Source organism: Cyanobacterium sp. T60_A2020_053, from assembly GCA_015272165.1.
In the GTDB taxonomy this organism is placed as follows: Bacteria; Cyanobacteriota; Cyanobacteriia; order Cyanobacteriales; family Cyanobacteriaceae; genus Cyanobacterium.
In genome coordinates, this window is sequence record JACYMF010000101.1 from 1 (window position 1) to 17,518 (window position 17,518).

12 protein-coding genes, 1 tRNA gene and 1 pseudogene are annotated in these 17,518 nt (G+C 38.1%); 8 read left to right on the top strand and 6 right to left on the bottom strand.

The window, feature by feature from the left end; all coding sequences use genetic code 11:
* Positions 1-166 (bottom strand): photosystem II q(b) protein (locus IGQ45_13375; protein ID MBF2058168.1); only part of this gene is annotated, 166 nt, incomplete at its 3' end.
* Between the two features lie 368 nt (positions 167-534).
* Between IGQ45_13375 and uvrC the strand changes: the two genes are divergently transcribed.
* Positions 535-2,334, top strand: a complete 1,800-nt coding sequence (uvrC, locus tag IGQ45_13380; protein ID MBF2058169.1) for an excinuclease ABC subunit UvrC — start codon at positions 535-537, stop codon at positions 2,332-2,334.
* Between the two features lie 270 nt (positions 2,335-2,604).
* Here the strand turns inward: uvrC and IGQ45_13385 are convergent, their stop codons facing one another.
* Positions 2,605-3,567, bottom strand: a complete 963-nt coding sequence (locus IGQ45_13385) for an FAD-dependent oxidoreductase (protein MBF2058170.1) — start codon at positions 3,565-3,567, stop codon at positions 2,605-2,607.
* Positions 3,568-3,732: 165 nt separating this feature from the next.
* Here IGQ45_13385 and IGQ45_13390 point away from each other — a divergent pair.
* Positions 3,733-3,804: transfer RNA gene (locus IGQ45_13390), tRNA-Lys, on the top strand.
* A 336-nt stretch (positions 3,805-4,140) separates the two neighbouring features.
* Complete coding sequence (locus tag IGQ45_13395; protein ID MBF2058171.1) at positions 4,141-5,250, top strand: esterase-like activity of phytase family protein; 1,110 nt, start codon at positions 4,141-4,143, stop codon at positions 5,248-5,250.
* 142 nt (positions 5,251-5,392) lie between these two features.
* On the opposite strand, the gene lepA is transcribed toward IGQ45_13395, so the two are convergent.
* The 3 genes from lepA to grpE all read right to left on the bottom strand — a co-directional run bounded on the left by lepA (position 5,393) and on the right by grpE (position 10,562).
* A complete protein-coding gene (lepA, locus tag IGQ45_13400) occupies positions 5,393-7,201 on the bottom strand; it encodes an elongation factor 4 (protein ID MBF2058172.1) in 1,809 nt (602 codons plus the stop codon).
* A 138-nt stretch (positions 7,202-7,339) separates the two neighbouring features.
* Positions 7,340-9,349 (bottom strand): molecular chaperone DnaK, encoded by a 2,010-nt coding sequence (gene dnaK / locus IGQ45_13405; protein ID MBF2058173.1) that lies wholly within the window; start codon positions 9,347-9,349, stop codon positions 7,340-7,342.
* A 424-nt stretch (positions 9,350-9,773) separates the two neighbouring features.
* Positions 9,774-10,562, bottom strand: coding sequence for a nucleotide exchange factor GrpE (grpE, locus tag IGQ45_13410; protein MBF2058174.1), 789 nt, complete (start codon positions 10,560-10,562; stop codon positions 9,774-9,776).
* A gap of 473 nt (positions 10,563-11,035) precedes the next feature.
* Here grpE and IGQ45_13415 point away from each other — a divergent pair, with 473 nt between their 5' ends.
* From IGQ45_13415 to IGQ45_13430, 4 genes are all read left to right on the top strand, one after another.
* A complete protein-coding gene (locus tag IGQ45_13415) occupies positions 11,036-12,586 on the top strand; it encodes a ferredoxin--nitrite reductase (GenBank protein ID MBF2058175.1) in 1,551 nt (516 codons plus the stop codon).
* 444 nt (positions 12,587-13,030) lie between these two features.
* A complete protein-coding gene (locus tag IGQ45_13420; protein MBF2058176.1) occupies positions 13,031-13,180 on the top strand; it encodes a hypothetical protein in 150 nt (49 codons plus the stop codon).
* A 67-nt stretch (positions 13,181-13,247) separates the two neighbouring features.
* Positions 13,248-13,970: a pyridoxine 5'-phosphate synthase gene (locus IGQ45_13425; GenBank protein MBF2058177.1), complete on the top strand. Its 723-nt coding sequence runs from the start codon at positions 13,248-13,250 to the stop codon at positions 13,968-13,970.
* Positions 13,971-14,180: 210 nt separating this feature from the next.
* Positions 14,181-15,356, top strand: a complete 1,176-nt coding sequence (locus tag IGQ45_13430; protein MBF2058178.1) for a glycosyltransferase family 4 protein — start codon at positions 14,181-14,183, stop codon at positions 15,354-15,356.
* A 160-nt stretch (positions 15,357-15,516) separates the two neighbouring features.
* On the opposite strand, the gene map is transcribed toward IGQ45_13430, so the two are convergent.
* Complete coding sequence (map, locus tag IGQ45_13435; protein ID MBF2058179.1) at positions 15,517-16,287, bottom strand: type I methionyl aminopeptidase; 771 nt, start codon at positions 16,285-16,287, stop codon at positions 15,517-15,519.
* A 121-nt stretch (positions 16,288-16,408) separates the two neighbouring features.
* On the opposite strand from map, the pseudogene IGQ45_13440 reads away from it, so the two are divergent.
* Positions 16,409-17,422, top strand: a pseudogene (locus IGQ45_13440) (sodium-dependent bicarbonate transport family permease).
* Positions 17,423-17,518 lie beyond the last annotated feature (96 nt).

Below are 17,518 nucleotides of genomic sequence, written 5' to 3' on the forward strand. Positions count from 1 at the left end.
GAGGAGCAGCTACGAAAGCGATTAAGAAGCAAGTGGTTGCAGCTAATAAGCAAGGAATCATTAATACACCGAACCAGCCTACATATAAGCGGTTGTTGGTAGAAGTGATCCACTGACAAAACTGCTCCCATGTGGAAGACTGTTGTTGTTGTAAAGTGGTAGTCATGTTGTTATGATTGCGTTATAAATTTTTTCTAGGTACGTTTGTGAGTTGTTTTGCTCACATTTATATAATAGCGAACTATGTAAAGTTTTGTCAAGGAGTTTTTCATATTTCTTTATTTTTATCCCCAATTTATAGCCAAAAGTCTTGATTGTTATAGGTTTTGGCTTTGTAAACTTATTTGTCGATGGCTGAAAATTTGTTCAAGTAGAAAAAGTGCATTTCTTTTTCTCTCGCAAAGTCGCAAAGTCGCAAAGGTTTTCCTGATATGGAGGTGAAGGGTTTATCTCCTGTTCACAATCTTTTTGATTCTGAGTAATTGTCATAATATAAAAGATAAGGTGCTTAACATTTTTTAACAAACCATACAGATGACAGTTATATTGAAAGACTTGCCCTCTTCGCCAGGAGTTTATTTTATGAAGGATAAACTGGGAGAAATTATTTATATCGGCAAGGCAAAACATTTACGCCGTCGGGTTTCTTCCTATTTTTCTCCTTCTGCAAACCACACTAATCGCATTGCTTTGATGGTGCGACAGGTGGAGGATATAGAGTTTATTGTCACTGATACGGAAGCGGAAGCCCTCGCTTTTGAGGCAAATTTGATTAAAAAACATCAGCCTCATTTTAATATTCTCCTCAAGGATGATAAAAAATATCCATACATTTGTATTACTTGGTCAGAGGATTATCCGCGCATTTTTATTACTCGTAAACGGCGCATGAAATCGAGGAATGATCGTTATTATGGTCCTTATGTGGATAGTCGTAGTTTAAGGCATACTCTGGATTTGGTGAAAAGTAATTTTGCTTTACGCCAGCGCCCGTCACCGTTATATAAAGATCGTCCTTGTCTCAATTATGATATAGGAAAATGCCCCGGAGTCTGTCAAAATCTCATCACCCCTGAAGAATATCGTAATGTTATCACCAAAATTTCTCTCATTTTTCAAGGTAGAACTGATGAACTAATTAAACAATTACAACAGCAGATGGCAAAGGCTTCTGTTAACCTAGACTTTGAAAAGGCGGCGCAATATCGAGATCAAATTAGGGATTTACAACAATTATTTGCTTCTCAGAAAGTGGCGTTACCTGATGATACTATTTCTCAGGATGCCATTGCTTTGGCACAAGATCAAGATCATACTTGTATTCAATTATTCCAAATTCGCTCAGGAAGATTAGTGGGGCGCTTGGGTTTTTATGTGGATAGGGGTGAGGCGGAGGGCGCTGGGGAGATTTTACAAACAGTTTTAGAGCAACATTATCAACAAATTGATCCTGTAGAAATACCGCCCCAAATTTTAGTACAATATCCTCTTACTGATGAAGATTTTTTAACGCAATGGCTATTAGCTAAAACAGGGCGAAAAATTAATATTATTGTGCCTCAAAGACAATTAAAAGCCGAGTTAATTAACATGGTGCAAAAAAATGCTGAAATTGAATTAACTAAAACTCAAAAGTTAACGGAGCAAAATATTTTAGCTTTAGCTGATTTAGGAAGAATATTAAACTTAGCTGAACCACCTAGACATATTGAAGGTTATGATATTTCCCATTTACAAGGTTCAAATGCTGTAGCTTCGAGAGTGGTATTTATTGATGGGCAACCAGCTAAACAATATTACCGCCATTATAAGATTAAAAACCCCACTATTACCATCGGACATTCTGATGATTTTTTGTCTTTACAAGAAGTAATTAAAAGACGTTTTAGCAGTAATGATCCTCATCCTGATTTAGTAATGATTGATGGGGGAAAAGGACAGCTTTCGGCAGTGTGGAAAACCTTAACAGAATTAAATTTAATTGACAAAATAAATGTAATTAGTTTAGCGAAAAAAAGAGAAGAAATTTTTTTGCCGAATCAATCTCAACCGTTACCGACTAATTCTGAACAAGCAGGAGTACAATTATTAAGAAGATTAAGAGATGAAGCCCATCGTTTTGCGGTAACATTTCATCGTCAACAGAGATTAAAAGAGCAAAGACGCTCATATCTTGATAATATTCCGGGTTTAGGTTTTGAGCGCCAAAAACGTTTACTAGCGCACTTCCACTCAGTTGATTATATCAGAGAGGCTACCATAGAACAGTTACAGCAGGTGGAAGGTATTGGCGGTAATTTAGCCCAAATTATTTATAACTATTTTCATCCTTAATGATATTTAGGGTCTGCTGAATAAATCAAAACCCTTGTCAAATAAAGGTTTTAAGCACAATAAAACTCAAAAAAAAGTGCTAAAAATAGTTCTTTTTCTCTAAAAATACCGTATTTCTTTCTTCGCTATCAAAAATTATTGATACAAATTAGCAATTTATGAAAAATAACTATTTGGCTTAACTCTTTACTTTATAAGCATTTCACCTGAAACCTGACACCCGAAACCTGACACCTCCCCTCACGATTGCACTTTTTCAGCAACCCCTACTTATAATAAATGTTGTGCCAGAGCGTCAGCACTGAGAAAAGCGCCCTCCACCCTACCATTAGCGCACCAATCAGCGCACATCCCCAAATTACAACTATCATCATAATAATATCCTTGAGGGTTCATCTGTGCTGGTAAAGCATAACGCCACAAATGTAGCGATTGATATAGAAAATTATTTAATGTAATGTTGAAGATTTTTTCTACCGAGTCAATTAGTTGTTGAGTGACAACGGCAGAATCAGTCATTAAATTATCAAGAGCAAAATTGAAGTTAGATTGAATCACCAGCGCCCCTGCACTATGCCGTAAGGGTTTGCTATCATTGACACTAAGCCAACCTAAAACAGGATGAACGAATTTAATGCCATCGTAGGGTAAGTTTATTTTATGGGTAGGAACGACCATCAAACTATAACAAGGTAACATGGTTAAACCGTCAATTTGTGCTTTTAGAGGGCTATTATCAGGTAACAATGCTAGAGATTGGGCGACGGGCGCTGTTAATATCACTGTGTCAAAATCAGTATAATGATGATTGTTTTCATCGATCAAAGTCCAAGTATCTTCTTTCACCAACTTAATAATTCTAGTTTCGAGTTTAACCGTCACATCCCCAGCCAAATACTTACACAAATTATTCATTGCCTTAGTCGGCACATAGCGAGGTTTTTCAACTTCATCTTCCTGTAACTTGCCATCTTGCCATAAACCCCAGCGCCCTTCCCATGGTTGCAAAATATTACCGTAGGTAGCGATAAAATCACGAAAACGATCATTTTCTAAGCCAAAATATTGCGTACCATGATCAATGTAACCCCAATCCGTGCGCCGACTGGACATTCTACCACCCACACCGCGCCCTTTATCAAAGACTCTTACCTCAATACCTTTCTCCTGTAACCGAGTAGCTAAAGTTAACCCAGCTATACCTGCGCCAATCACCGCAATTTTATCATTCATTATCTTTTTTTAGTTTGTAAGGCTACAATTATCATAGCAACACTATTACGACTAAATTACTGTCAGTATCAGGATAGACAACAGTCAACGAAGAAAGTGAAAATATGTTGCAGATTGAAAAAAAGTTCGTTAATATAGTTTATATTGAAGTGAACAATACGACACGGGTCGCTAGCTCAGCGGTAGAGCACTCGGCTTTTAACTGATTGGTCCTGAGTTCGAATCTCAGGCGACCCATAAAAGCATATATCATTTATACCATTTAAAGTGTGATTTGAATCACTACTTTGCACACTAATAATTGTATGAATTATTTTCTCAGTGGATAAATTCATATCTTTGATATTACCTGCTTCAGAAAGTGACAAAAGAGGAATATTATACCAATTTTTAGAAATTATTATATTTTGGAGATGACTAATGAAACAATCATCTTACCCGTATTTCTGGAGATATCAATGCTTTTTGTTTCTCCCAAAGGCACAAACAAAATCTTTATGAAAATCAAAAGTGTAGTTTAAGAAAATTAAAACTACTGTAAGATAAGTCTCAAAACAAACATAAAAAATAATTATGTTAAGACTAATATTGGTTATCTTCATAAGCCTCAGCGCCCTCCAGCCTTCAGCCATTGCTCAAGAAAGATTATTTACCGATTTATCATTACAATATGTCAGTAATTATGAACTAACAACAAAAACCTTTAACGATACTACTATCGGCGGTTTCTCCGGCATCACCTATAACCCCCAACAAGAAGAATATTATCTCATCTCCGATGATAGGTCTAGCATTAACCCAGCGCGCTTCTACACCGCCAAAATCAACTATGATGACACAGGCATCAAAGAAGTAAAAATCATCGGGGTAAACTACCTCAAAAATCAACAGGGGCAACTTTATGCTAATAATAACATTGATACCGAAGCCATCGCCTACAGCCCTCGCAATACCCTGTTTATCTCCAGCGAAGGAGTCAGCAATAAAGCCATTCCCCCATTCATCAATCAATATGACTTACAAGGCAACTTCCTTTCCGCCGTACCCATTCCCAATCGCTACATCTATGATAAAAAAGAAAATAAAGGTATCCAAGATAACTATGGTTTTGAATCCCTCACCATCAAAGCCAACGGCATCAGTAAAGAAGACCCATTTAGATTATTTACCAGCACAGAATTAGCATTAAGTCAAGACTTTGACCCCAAAAATATTAATAGCTTATTGCGTAGTCGAATGATGCACTATGTAGTTAACCCTTTTAGTACACCCGTATTAATTGCTGAACATCTTTACCCTGTAGATAAACCACCATTGGGAGTGATAGTTAATGGCATCAGTGAATTATTAGCCCTTCCCCAAGAAGGTTATTTATTAAGTTTAGAAAGAAACTTGGGCTTGAGAGGATTTGGAGCAAAAATATATCAAATTGTAATGGCAAATGCCAGTGATATTAGTAACGAAAAAAGTTTAGCAGGAAATATTGACAGCATTAATCCTATTAGTAAAAAATTAGTTTTTGACCTACAAAACCTAAATATAGAATTGGATAATTTGGAAGGAATGACTATGGGAAAACCCTTAGCAGATGGTAATCAAAGTTTAATTTTAGTTAGTGATAATAACTTTACACCTAATCGCCAAAAAACCCAATTTATTCTCTTGAAAATGGCTTACCACTAGAAAATTCCTAGGCTAGGTTGAGGCAAAAAACCCCACATCCCCAACCATAATTTCATGATCCCATATTTAAGGTAAGAGGTTATCTAACTTAATCATTTTGTGTTGGGTTGCGCTTCGTTTAACCCAACCTACAAAATCATTTTTAAGTGGTGATTTTCAAAACTGCCATAAAAGCCTCTTGTGGTACATCCACAGTACCGATAGACTTCATGCGCTTTTTACCTTTAGCTTGTTTTTGTAGTAGTTTTTTCTTACGACTAATATCACCACCATAGCATTTTGCTAGTACATCTTTACGCAAAGCTGGAATATGTTCACTAGCGATAATTTTTGCCCCGATAGCTGCTTGAATAGGTACTTTAAATTGGTGACGAGGAATTAGTTCCTTGAGTTTTTCCGTCAGCGCCCTCCCCACATGATAAGCCTTATCACGATGCACAATCATCGCTAGGGCATCCACTGGGTCTTTATTTACCATAATATCAAGACGGATTAAGTTATTTTCTCGATAACCGATTAATTGATATTCCATACTAGCGTAACCACGGGAGCGAGATTTAAGTTGATCGAAAAAGTCCGTTACCACTTCCGCCAAAGGCAATTCATAAATTAAATTAGTGCGGTTCATCGTAAAATATTTCATATCAATGAAAACACCGCGCCGAGTTTGACACAAATCCATTAGCGCCCCTACATAGGTTTCAGGAGTGATCATTTCTACCTTTATATAAGGTTCTTCGATTTTAACCCGTTTTTGGGGATCGGGGAGGGCGCTGGGATTATCGATATAAATCTCTTCGCCGTCAGTGGTAGTAACTCGATAAACCACGGAGGGCGCTGTGGTGATTAAATCAAGATTATATTCCCTTTCTAGTCTTTCTTGGACGATTTCTAAATGTAACAAGCCCAAGAAACCGCAACGGAAACCAAAGCCCATGGCGCTGGATGTTTCAGGCTCATAAGACAGCGCCGCATCATTTAACTTTAACTTTTCTAAAGCATCTTTGAGGTCAGCATACTGGTCCGCATCCGTCGGGAAAAGCCCACAAAATACCATGGGTTTAGCCTCAGTATAACCGGGTAAAGGCTCAGTGGCTTTACTACTCATCAGGGTAATGGTATCCCCCACCCTCGCATCTTCTACAGTTTTAATCGATGCCGCCAAATAACCCACTTCTCCAGCGTGTAATTCATCTACTTGAATTTGATTAGGCGATAAAATACCAATTTCATCTAAATCATATTGCTTACCAGAAGCCATTAAAAGAATGCGATCACCCTTTTTAACTGAACCATCCACCACTCGGAAATAAACCACAACCCCCCGATAAGGATCATAATAGCTGTCAAAAATTAGCGCCCGAAAAGGTTTATCAATAGTATCTGCAGGAGGAGGAACTTGATCCACGATTGCTTGTAAAATATCATCAATACCAATGCCATTTTTAGCAGAAGCACGGATAATATTACTACAATCCAAGCCAATTACTTCCTCAATTTCATTAATAACTCTTTCCGGTTCAGCGCCCGGCAGGTCAATTTTATTTAAAATGGGGATAATTTCGAGGTTATTTTCGAGGGCAAGATAAACGTTAGCGAGGGTTTGAGCTTCTACCCCTTGGGAAGCATCTACCACCAAGAGCGCCCCTTCACAGGCGGCAAGAGATCGAGATACTTCATAGGAAAAGTCAACGTGTCCGGGGGTATCAATGAGGTTAAGTACATAATCTTCACCATCTTTAGCCTTATAATTCATCCGCGCGGCTTGAAGTTTGATGGTAATACCTCTCTCCCTTTCCAAATCCATGTTATCGAGAAACTGCTCCTTCATCTCCCGAACTGCCACAGTTTCGGTATTTTGTAGCATCCGATCTGCTAGAGTTGATTTACCATGATCAATGTGAGCAATAATAGAAAAATTGCGCAGTCGTTTTACGGGAGCGTCAGTCATAGAGGTTATCTCGATACTAAGTAGATTCTTTTTACATTTCTTTACTTATTCTAATATTATTTTGTTGATTATGACCAATTGTTGGTTATTTCTTGGTTGTATCTCAGTGAAAATATGAGTAAGCGTTATTAATGATAATTAATCTACACTTTCATAATCTCCAGTAATAGTTTCATCCTGATCATAATCAAAATCAAATTCATTAGTACCGGCTGAAATTTGGCTCAAACCGCTTAAAATTTCCTCCTCAATGCTCTTGAATTCGCCATCATCGCCATCGATGGATTCATACATAGTGGATCCTTGTACTTCTGGGAGAGGGGCGCTGGAATTCATATCATTATCATAGGCTCTAGCGCCCGCATTAATAATAGTTTCTCGTAAATCCGTCAACATAGATTCAATTTGACCCACCGAAATATCGGGAGAATCAATGGCGCGAGCAATTTTATTTTTTTTCTGGTTAATTTCTTCCTGTAAAGAAGATGAAGCCAACCCCGGATTTTTCTCCAAACTCAATTCATAACTGTACAATAAACTATCTAACTGTTTTTTCACCTCCACTAATTCCACTCGACGGCGATCGGTTGAAGCATTCTGTTGAGCCTCGATGCGCATGGATTCGATTTCCGCAGGGTCTAAAGCACCCGTATTACTAATCACGATACCCTGCTCTAATCCTGTGCCTTTGTCTCTGGCACTAACTTTTAAAATACCATCCGCATCAATGTCAAAAGACACTTCAATTTGAGGAATGCCCCGAGGAGCAGGGGGAATACCTGTTAACAAAAACTTCCCTAAACTCTTATTATCCTTGACCATGGAGCGCTCACCCTGTAAAACGTGAACCTCTACAGAAGTTTGACCATCTACCGCCGTAGAAAAAATTTGCGCTCGGCTAGTGGGAATCGTGGTGTTGCGTTCAATAATTTTGGTAAATACTTCTCCCAAAGTTTCCAAACCAAGGGATAACGGTGTGACATCTAATAACAACAAATTGCGCACTTCACCGCCCAAAACTCCCCCCTGCACAGCCGCACCCAATGCTACCGCTTCATCAGGATTGATCGATCGGTCAATTTGAATTCTTTTGCCAAAAAACTCCTCAATTTTAGCGGAAATAGCAGGCATTCTCGTTGATCCGCCCACCAATACCACCCGATTAATTTTATCCTTGCTCAACTCTGAATCATTGAGAGCCCGTCGCATGGGAGGGATAATTTCATCGACTAAGGGCGCTACTAATTCTTCTAAATGAGGACGAGACAACTCTAACTCTAAATGTTTAGGACCACTATCATCCGCAGTGATAAAAGGTAAATTGATGGAAGTTTCCTTGAGGTTGGATAACTCAATTTTGGCTTTTTCAGCAGCTTCTCGCAGTCTCTGGAGAGCCATTTTATCAGAACTGAGATCAATGCCTTCCTGTTGTTTAAATTTATCGATTAACCAATCAACAATCAAAGCATCAAAATCATCTCCCCCTAACTGATTATTACCAGAAGTGGAAACCACTTCAAAAATACCGTTACCCAGTTGTAATACAGACACGTCAAACGTTCCACCGCCAAGGTCAAAGACTAAAACGTGTTGCTCCTCATCCTGTTTATCTAAACCGTAGGCAAGGGCAGCAGCGGTAGGTTCGTTGATAATGCGCATTACTTCCAAACCAGCGATCGTTCCAGCATCTTTAGTGGCTTGACGTTGGGCATCGGTAAAATAAGCTGGAACTGTAATTACCGCTTTACTGACTGATTCTCCTAAAAAGGTTTCAGCATCAGCTTTTAGCTTTTGCAAAATCATGGAAGATATTTCTTGGGGAGTGTAATTTTTTCCCTGAATTTGTACATCCACTGTATCATCTTTCCCTAAAGCACAATCATATGTCACCCTTTTGCGATCATGATCTGTGTCTGACCATCTTCTACCAATAAATCTTTTAATGCTGTAGATGGTATTTTCGGCGTTAGTAACAGCTTGGCGCTTTGCTAGTTGACCTACTAAACGCTGAGAACCTTTACCAAAACCAACAATACTAGGGGTAGTCCGTGAGCCTTCTTGGTTGGTGATGATTAACGGCTTACCACCTTCCAAAACTGCGACACAACTGTTAGTTGTTCCTAAATCAATTCCGATTACTTTTCCCATAACTCACAGCAGTAAAGATTTACTTATTTATTTTGGTCACTTGCTCAAAATTATGCCCAAAAGGACGACATTTTTTAACTTACAAGGAAATTTAATATTTATATCACTAACCAAAAGTAATTAAACTTACCTTTTTACAGGGTTAATCAAACTATGTTTGGCTTTTCATTTTATCCTCTACCACTAATAACTATTTAAACAAAGTAGTCAGAATAAAAAATAAGAAATGTTTACACATAGGCAAGATTAATAATTAAGAGTCAAAAGTTTGACGGTTAATTCTTGTGTAAAAAGTGCTTTGGTTCAAAACATTGATACTTTTGATTTGATCTTTATTTTTTTGAAAAACTTGGTCAAGTTTTTCAATTAAACTCTATGGGTTAGTGAATAAAGTTTTCTTAAGTCTATAACCAATTTCGGCAAACTATTCATTTTTTTCTTCGTTTTCTGGAGGGGTATCGTTTTCCATGGGTGCTGCCACTTTAACCATGGCATAACGGAGAACTTCTTCATTGAGCATATAGCCTCTAACTAACTGCTCTAATACCGTACCTTCTGGCTCTGGGCTTGATTCTCTGAGCATGGCTTCGTGGAAGTTGGGGTCAAATATTTGACCTTCAGGGCGCATGGCGGAAACCCCTAGTTTTTTGAGGGCATCAACGAAGTTTTTATAAACTCCTTGATAGCTTCGATGAATTACCATTTCGCCGTCATTGGCTGGTTTTATATGGCTTCTAGCTCTTTCAAAGTTATCCACTACGGAAAGTAATTCTGTGATAGTTTTTTTCTTGACTTGGGTTTCTAGTTCCTCTTTTTCTTTGCTGGTGCGCCGGCGATAGTTGTCGAAGTCAGCGGTTAACCTCATGTATTGCCCTTGAATGGCTTGATTTTGTTCTTGTTGTATGGTTAGTTGTTCTTTGAGGTGGGCGATTTCGGTTTGTAATAGTTTAATTTCTTCGTTTTCGTCCTCTGGAGGGGAATTTTCTTCTGTTTCTGCGGTGGTAACTTCTTCCTCTGATTTTATTTCATCGATGGTTGCCGTGTCGGGGTGAGGGGCGCTGGTGTTTTGTTCTAACTCTTGTAATTCCTGATTTAAGTCAGTTACTTCCTCTGTATCATCCAGAATTAAATCTTCTGTATTTTCTGAAGATAAATTATTGTTAAGTTCTTTAACTTCTTGGTCTATTTCCATGTAATTATTAGTTTCAGTCATGATGAACTAAGGTATATATTTTTACGATTAGCGATAATGTTAATTATATTCTGAGGGCAAGTGTCAAGTGTTAGTTTGTTGCAATTATGATTTTTACTTTCACTGCCTTTATTTTTTCCTTTAAGGATTAGTTTGGAGTCTTCTTGGTTAGGTCAAGATGATAAGTTTTATTATAACAGCTTGAGACCCTCTTTCTTGAAAAAGGGAGTAGGTAACGGAAAAATTGATAATTGATCAAAAGTATAAGGGGTAAAGGGGCAACAGGGGAAATAATAATTCATCATCCATTACTCTCACGACTCCACTTTTTTTAGCAGAGTCTGGGTAAGGCATATTATGCAGAAAATACATAATCAAGTTGTGTTAACAGTATGAAATTTATTATTTAGTAGTGAAACTGACAAAAAAAAGGTGGGATAAATTGCTAGTCTGTTGCCATTAAAAATAAATTCACTGGTATAAGAAGGGAAGTTATGACTGTAGCAACGGGTAAAAAAGTAAAGCTAAATAAAATAGAGAAAGTTAAGGCTGAAAAAGACGGTTTGGATGTTAGAAATGAGGTGGAAAAATTTGCGGAAATGGGCTGGGAAGCTCTTGGGGATGCTGATTTAACTATTCGTCTGAAATGGTTAGGGGTGTTTTTTCGTCCTGTGACTCCGGGTAAGTTTATGTTGCGTTTGAGAGTGCCAAATGGTGTGCTTAATAGTCAGCAGATGACGACTTTAGGTCAAATTATTCAGCGTTATGGGGATGATGGTAGTGCTGATATTACTACTCGTCAGAATATTCAACTAAGAGGAGTTTTATTGGAAGACATCTCGGCTATTTTTAGTCAACTGGAGGCGGTGGGTTTAACTTCGATTCAGTCGGGCATGGATAATGTGCGTAATTTAACTGGCTCTCCAGTGGCTGGTATTGATCCTGATGAGTTATACGATACTAGGGAGGTTAATTATAAGTTACAGAACATGATTACTAATAATGGTCAAGGTAATTATGATTTTAGTAATTTACCCCGTAAGTTTAATATTGCGGTGGAGGGCGCACGAGATAATTCTATTCATGCAGAAATTAATGATGTGGCTTTTATTCCTGCTTTTAAGGGTGAGGAGTTGGGTTTTAATGTTTTAGTGGGGGGATATTTGTCGGCGCAGAGGTGCACTGAGGCGATTCCGATGGATGTATGGGTTAAGGCTGATGATGAGGAAATTGTGGAACTTTGTCGGGCTATTTTGACGGTTTATACTCGGTATGGTTTAGAAGAAGGTTTACGGGAGAATCGTGCTAAGGCGCGTTTAATGTGGTTGGTGGAAACTTGGGGGGTGAATCGTTTTCGTATTGAAATTGAGAAGGAGTTGGGTAAGTCGTTGGAGTTTGCAGCGCCCTCCACCGCTATCACTATGGATAAAAAAGACCATATCGGAGTACATCCGCAAAAACAAGAGGGTTATAATTATATTGGTATTCATGTACCTGCTGGACGCTTGGATGCGGAGGCAATGTTTGCGGTAGCGCGCCTCGCCGATGTTTATGGTAATGGGGAGGTGCGCGCTACGGTGGAGCAAAATTTCGTTATTCCTTATGTGGCTGATGACAAGGTGGAAGCCTTTTTGAGTGAGCCTATTTTACAAAAATATTCCGTCAATCCTAGTCCTTTAACTAGATCATTAGTATCATGTACCGGCGCACGCTATTGTAATTTTGCTTTAGTGGAAACTAAAGAGCGAGGGTTAAAATTAGCCCAAGAGTTGGATAATGAGTTAAATATCCCCGAAAGAGTGCGTATTCACTGGACAGGTTGCCCTAACTCTTGCGGACAAGCTCAAGCTGGTGATATTGGCATAATGGGTACAAAAGCGAAAAAAGATGGTCAGGTGGTGGAAGGGGTTAACCTTTTCTTGGGCGGTAAAGTGGGTAAGGATGCTAAGTTAGGGGAATTAGCTCAAAAAAGTATCCCTTGTGATGATCTCAAATCGGTTTTGAAGGATATTTTAATTGATCAGTTTGGCGCTACTGTTAAGTAGTTAGATTGGGAAGGAGAGGGGAAATTTAGAATTTAGAATTATGAGGTTTTACTATTCTTGTGTAGTGTATGTAATCTTGTATTTTAACTGTATTTTTAAAAACGTTATTTTGCGTATTTTTTGATACTTGCAGTTATGTCTTAACCTCTATGAATCAACACTTCTGAATTATATCAAGTTCAGATAATTAGTTACAAATAGATTATTTCTTCGCACTTTACCCACCGTGTAATGAATTACACGGAACCAATGGTATCTCGTTCAATAAATTGAACTAAGATATTAATCTCACTAATTTGTAAGTGATTAAACGGACTTGGTATTATTCGGCAAACCCTAATTAATAGTCTTTCGTTATCAATTATCCATTGTCAATTATTTATTGTTCATTGTGCGTTACAATTTATTACTTACTTTAATAAAAAAATCTAAAAATACACGATTATGGCAACCCAAGTAAAATCAAGCCAATATAACATCGAACAGTTACAAAAAGCATATAATGCCGATCAACAAGTTAAATATATGCACTTAGAGGCGGAAATTGAGCTTTTATTACATCAAATTAGAGCTAACAAAAAAGAACAAAATTAGGTTAAATTAAATATTAGAAAGGGGTTTCAACCCCTTTTTTTGTTTTGTTTGACATGAGGAAAAAATTTTGTTAACACTAGGGGTAAATATTGACCACATTGCTACTATTCGTCAGGCGAGGAGAACAGTTGAACCAGACCCGATTGCTGGAGCGGTATTGGCGGAGTTGGCGGGCGCTGATGGCATTACGGCGCACTTGCGCGAGGATAGGCGCCACATTCAAGATCGAGATATTCGCTTGTTAAGGCAAACGGTGCGCACTCACCTGAATTTGGAAATGGCGCCCACCACCGAAATGATCAATATTGCGTTAGAGATTAAACCTGATTATGTCACCCTCGTGCCGGAAAATCGCCAAGAAGTTACCACGGAAGGGGGTATCGATATTGTTAATAATCTCTCTCGTTTTACTGAAGTTGTGGCACAGTTGGAGGGCGCTGGAATCCCTGTGAGTTGGTTTATTGATGCCGATGATGCCCAAATTGAGGCGGCGGCAAAAACTAAGGCTCAATTTATTGAGTTACACACTGGCAAATATGCCGATGCGCCCTCCGCCGATATTCAACAACAAGAGTTGAGGGCGCTGGATTTAGGCACCCGGAGGGCGCTGGATTTAGGTTTAAGAGTCAATGCTGGGCATGGTTTAACCTATTGGAATGTTTATCCCGTGGCTTGTATTGAGGGCATGGAAGAACTTAATATCGGTCATAGTATCATTAGTCGCTCTGTTTTAGTTGGTTTAGAAAGAGCAGTTAGAGAAATGAAATTGGCAATGAGAGGGCAATTATAAATTATTGTGTAGGGGTTGAATATGATTCAACCCATGAAACGCTTTATATCAAGTCTATTTAATTACTTACAAATCAGTAATATCAACATCTTAGTTCAATTTATTGAACGAAAAACTAATAGCCGTGTAATTCATTACACGGTTGGGAAATTGCTTGAGATTATTCGTCAAAACTAATCTAAAATGGTGAGCGTTATCCACCCTATATTTATGAAAATTTTAGTAGTTGGACATTCTTATATCGTTGATTTAAACTGCACTAAATGGAGAGAATTAGCTAAAATTTCGCCTAATATTGAAGTGAGGATAATTGTCCCTAAAATTTGGAATCCTAAAGGGGTTCAAAATAATATTATCAAAACAGAATTTAAAGATGAGGGCAATTTAAAAGTAATTCCTGTCAGTAATTTTAGTCAAAATCATCAAGGTTTACTTTGTTTTGGGCTAGATATTATCAATATTTTAAAGACCTTTAAACCCGATATAATTCAAGTAGAACAAGGTGTTAAATCTCTTGCTTATGCTCAATTTATTATCTTAAATAAGCTCTTAAATATTCAGGCTAAAAATTGTTTTTTTACTTGGTGGAATATTCCTTATAATTTAAAATTTCTTTTTAGTTGGTTAGAAAAATTTAATCTCAAATATACCGATGGTTTAGTGGCAGGAAATCAAGATGCTGTAGATATATTAAAAAATCACGGTTATGAAGGTAAAAATATTATTATGCCTAACTTGGGAGTGGATGAAAAGTTATTTTGCCCTCAAACACAACCAGATTTGAAAAAAGAATTAGGCATTAACGATGATGATTTTGTCATTGGTTTTGTGGGTAGATTTGTGCCAGAAAAAGGAATTTTAACTTTAATTAATGCAGTAAGTGAATTAAAGGTTAATAAATCGTGGAAATTATTACTTTTAGGTAGAGGTGAGTTAGAAAAAACTATTATTGATCAAGCTGAAAAATTAGGTATAAAAGATCAGTTAATAATTATTCCTAGTGTACCCCACGATCAAGTACCAAAGTATATTAATGTGATGAATACTCTAGTTTTACCATCCCAGACAGATGACGATTTTCAGACAATTTCTGCGAAGGGATGGAAAGAGCAATTTGGTCATGTTTTAATTGAGGCAATGGCGTGTAAAGTGCCTGTTATTGGTTCTGATTCGGGGGAAATCCCTTTAGTTATTGGTGACAGTGGTTTGATTTTTCCTGAGAAAAATGTTACGGCATTAAGGGATTGTTTAACAAATTTAATAAGTGATGTAAATTTAACAAAAAAATTAGGTCAAAAAGGATATGATAAAACTCTGGAAAAATATACTAATTATGCTTTAGCTAAAAACCTTTTAAATTTTTATCAAAATATCATTGAAACTTGATAAAAAGGCTCTTCTACAGTGATTATGATAAATTAATAGAAAATAATTCTTATATTAAGTCCTCTTGATAACTTACAAATTAGTAAGATCAACATCTTAGTTCAATTTATTGAACGTAAAACCAGTAGCCGTGTAATTCATTACACGGTGGGTAAATTACTTAACGATTAACGGTAAGAATTTCTACTCCAGTTTTGGTAACAGCGATGGTATGCTCAAATTGTGCCGATAATTTACGATCTTTTGTTACCGCAGTCCAACCATCATCTAACATATCAGCTTCCCATGTACCTTCATTAATCATGGGTTCGATGGTAAATACCATGCCAGGGCGAATTTTTGTCCCTGTGCCTTTTCTACCATAATGAGGCACTTGGGGGGGAGTATGAAATACTCTACCAACACCATGACCTACAAAATTGCGCACCACGGAAAAACCTTGACTTTCTGCGTATTCCTGAATGGCAGCACCGATGTCTCCAATTCTGCCGTTAGGCTTAACTGCATTAATACCAATATATAGGCATTCTTCTGTCACTTCCACTAATTTTTTTGTACTAGGGGATGGAGTCCCCACAAAAAAGGTTTTTGAGGTATCTCCGTGATAACCGTCAACAATGGGGGTAACATCGATGTTAATAATATCACCGTCTTTGAGAATGTGGTTTTTACTAGGGATGCCATGACAAATAACTTCGTTGACACTGGTACAAATAGAGGCAGGAAAAGGTGGTTTACCATAACCTAGAGGGGCGCTTTTTGCTCCTTTACTTTTAGTCCATTTTTCTGCTTCTTGGTTGAGGGCGTAGGTACTTACTCCGGGTTTGACCATTTTCCCTAAATGTTCTAATAATTGCGCCGCTAGTTTTCCAGCATTGCGCATTTTTTCTATTTCTCTGGTTGACAATAATACTATTGTTTCGTTGCCCATGAATCTTGATTATAAATAAAAGTTAATTATTTCCTATTTTAACTTTTATTGTGTGTCTGTAACTCAATTCAATTTTTGACATATCCGTAAAGACGTTGCAGATAACGTCTCTACATCAAGAATGAAACGCCCAATTAATTTTGCTTATCTACTCATCATTTTTAGCCTGTGAGGGTTAAATAATATTCAACTCCTACGTGGATCTAATTTGACTGAGATGCTCTTACCTGCTGCCTTCGCTGTGATAGTAGGGATTCTTATTGTATTCATCGGGCGCTATACATTAGCAAAACTACCCAATGTCAAAGTAGTAGATGCTATTGCTACTGCCGGTTTGTTTGGAGCGGTGAGTGGCTCTACCATGGCGGCAGCCTTAACTCTCCTCGAAGAACAGGGCATGGAGTATGAGGCTTGGGCAGGGGCACTTTATCCCTTCATGGACATTCCAGCGCTCGTCACCGCCATTGTTGTGGCTAGTCTTTACGTCAACAAACAACGTACTACCTTAGAATAGGATTTCAATAAACAGGAATCCTTTGCCCAGCGCCCGGTAGCCGCCGGAGACTATCCCAGTGACGAAGAGTATCCCGCCACCAGACAGGAGTATCTTCAGCTCACTAACCCTAAAAAAGGCGTTGAAATATGGCCCATTGTTAAAGAGAGCCTTCAAGGATCAGCTTTGTCCGCATTATTACTTGGTATGGCTTTGGGGATAATAACTCGTCCAGAAAGCGTCTTTGAAAGTTTTTATGAGCCTCTTTTTCGAGGGTTTCTTTCTATCTTGATGTTGATCATGGGTATGGAGGCTTGGTCAAGACTGGGAGAATTGCGCAAAGTTGCCCAATGGTACGCTGTATATGCAGTAGTAGCACCCCTCTTCCATGGATTGATTGCTTTTGGTTTCGGTATGGTAGCCCATGCTGTCACAGGATTTAGTGCTGGTGGTGTGGTGATCTTAGCTGTTATCGCTTGTTCTAGTTCTGACATCTCCGGTCCACCCACTTTACGCGCTGGGATTCCATCGGCTAACCCCTCTGCTTATATAGGAGCATCCACCGCCATAGGTACTCCCGTAGCCATTGGTTTGGGAATACCTCTTTACATCGGACTTGCTCAAGCCGTCATGGGTGGTTGATTCTACACAAATAGTCTGCTGGTACTTTTTAACCCACCTTTCGCACTTCATCTGGTAATAAATTATAGTACACAAAGAAAACACCCTATTGGTAAT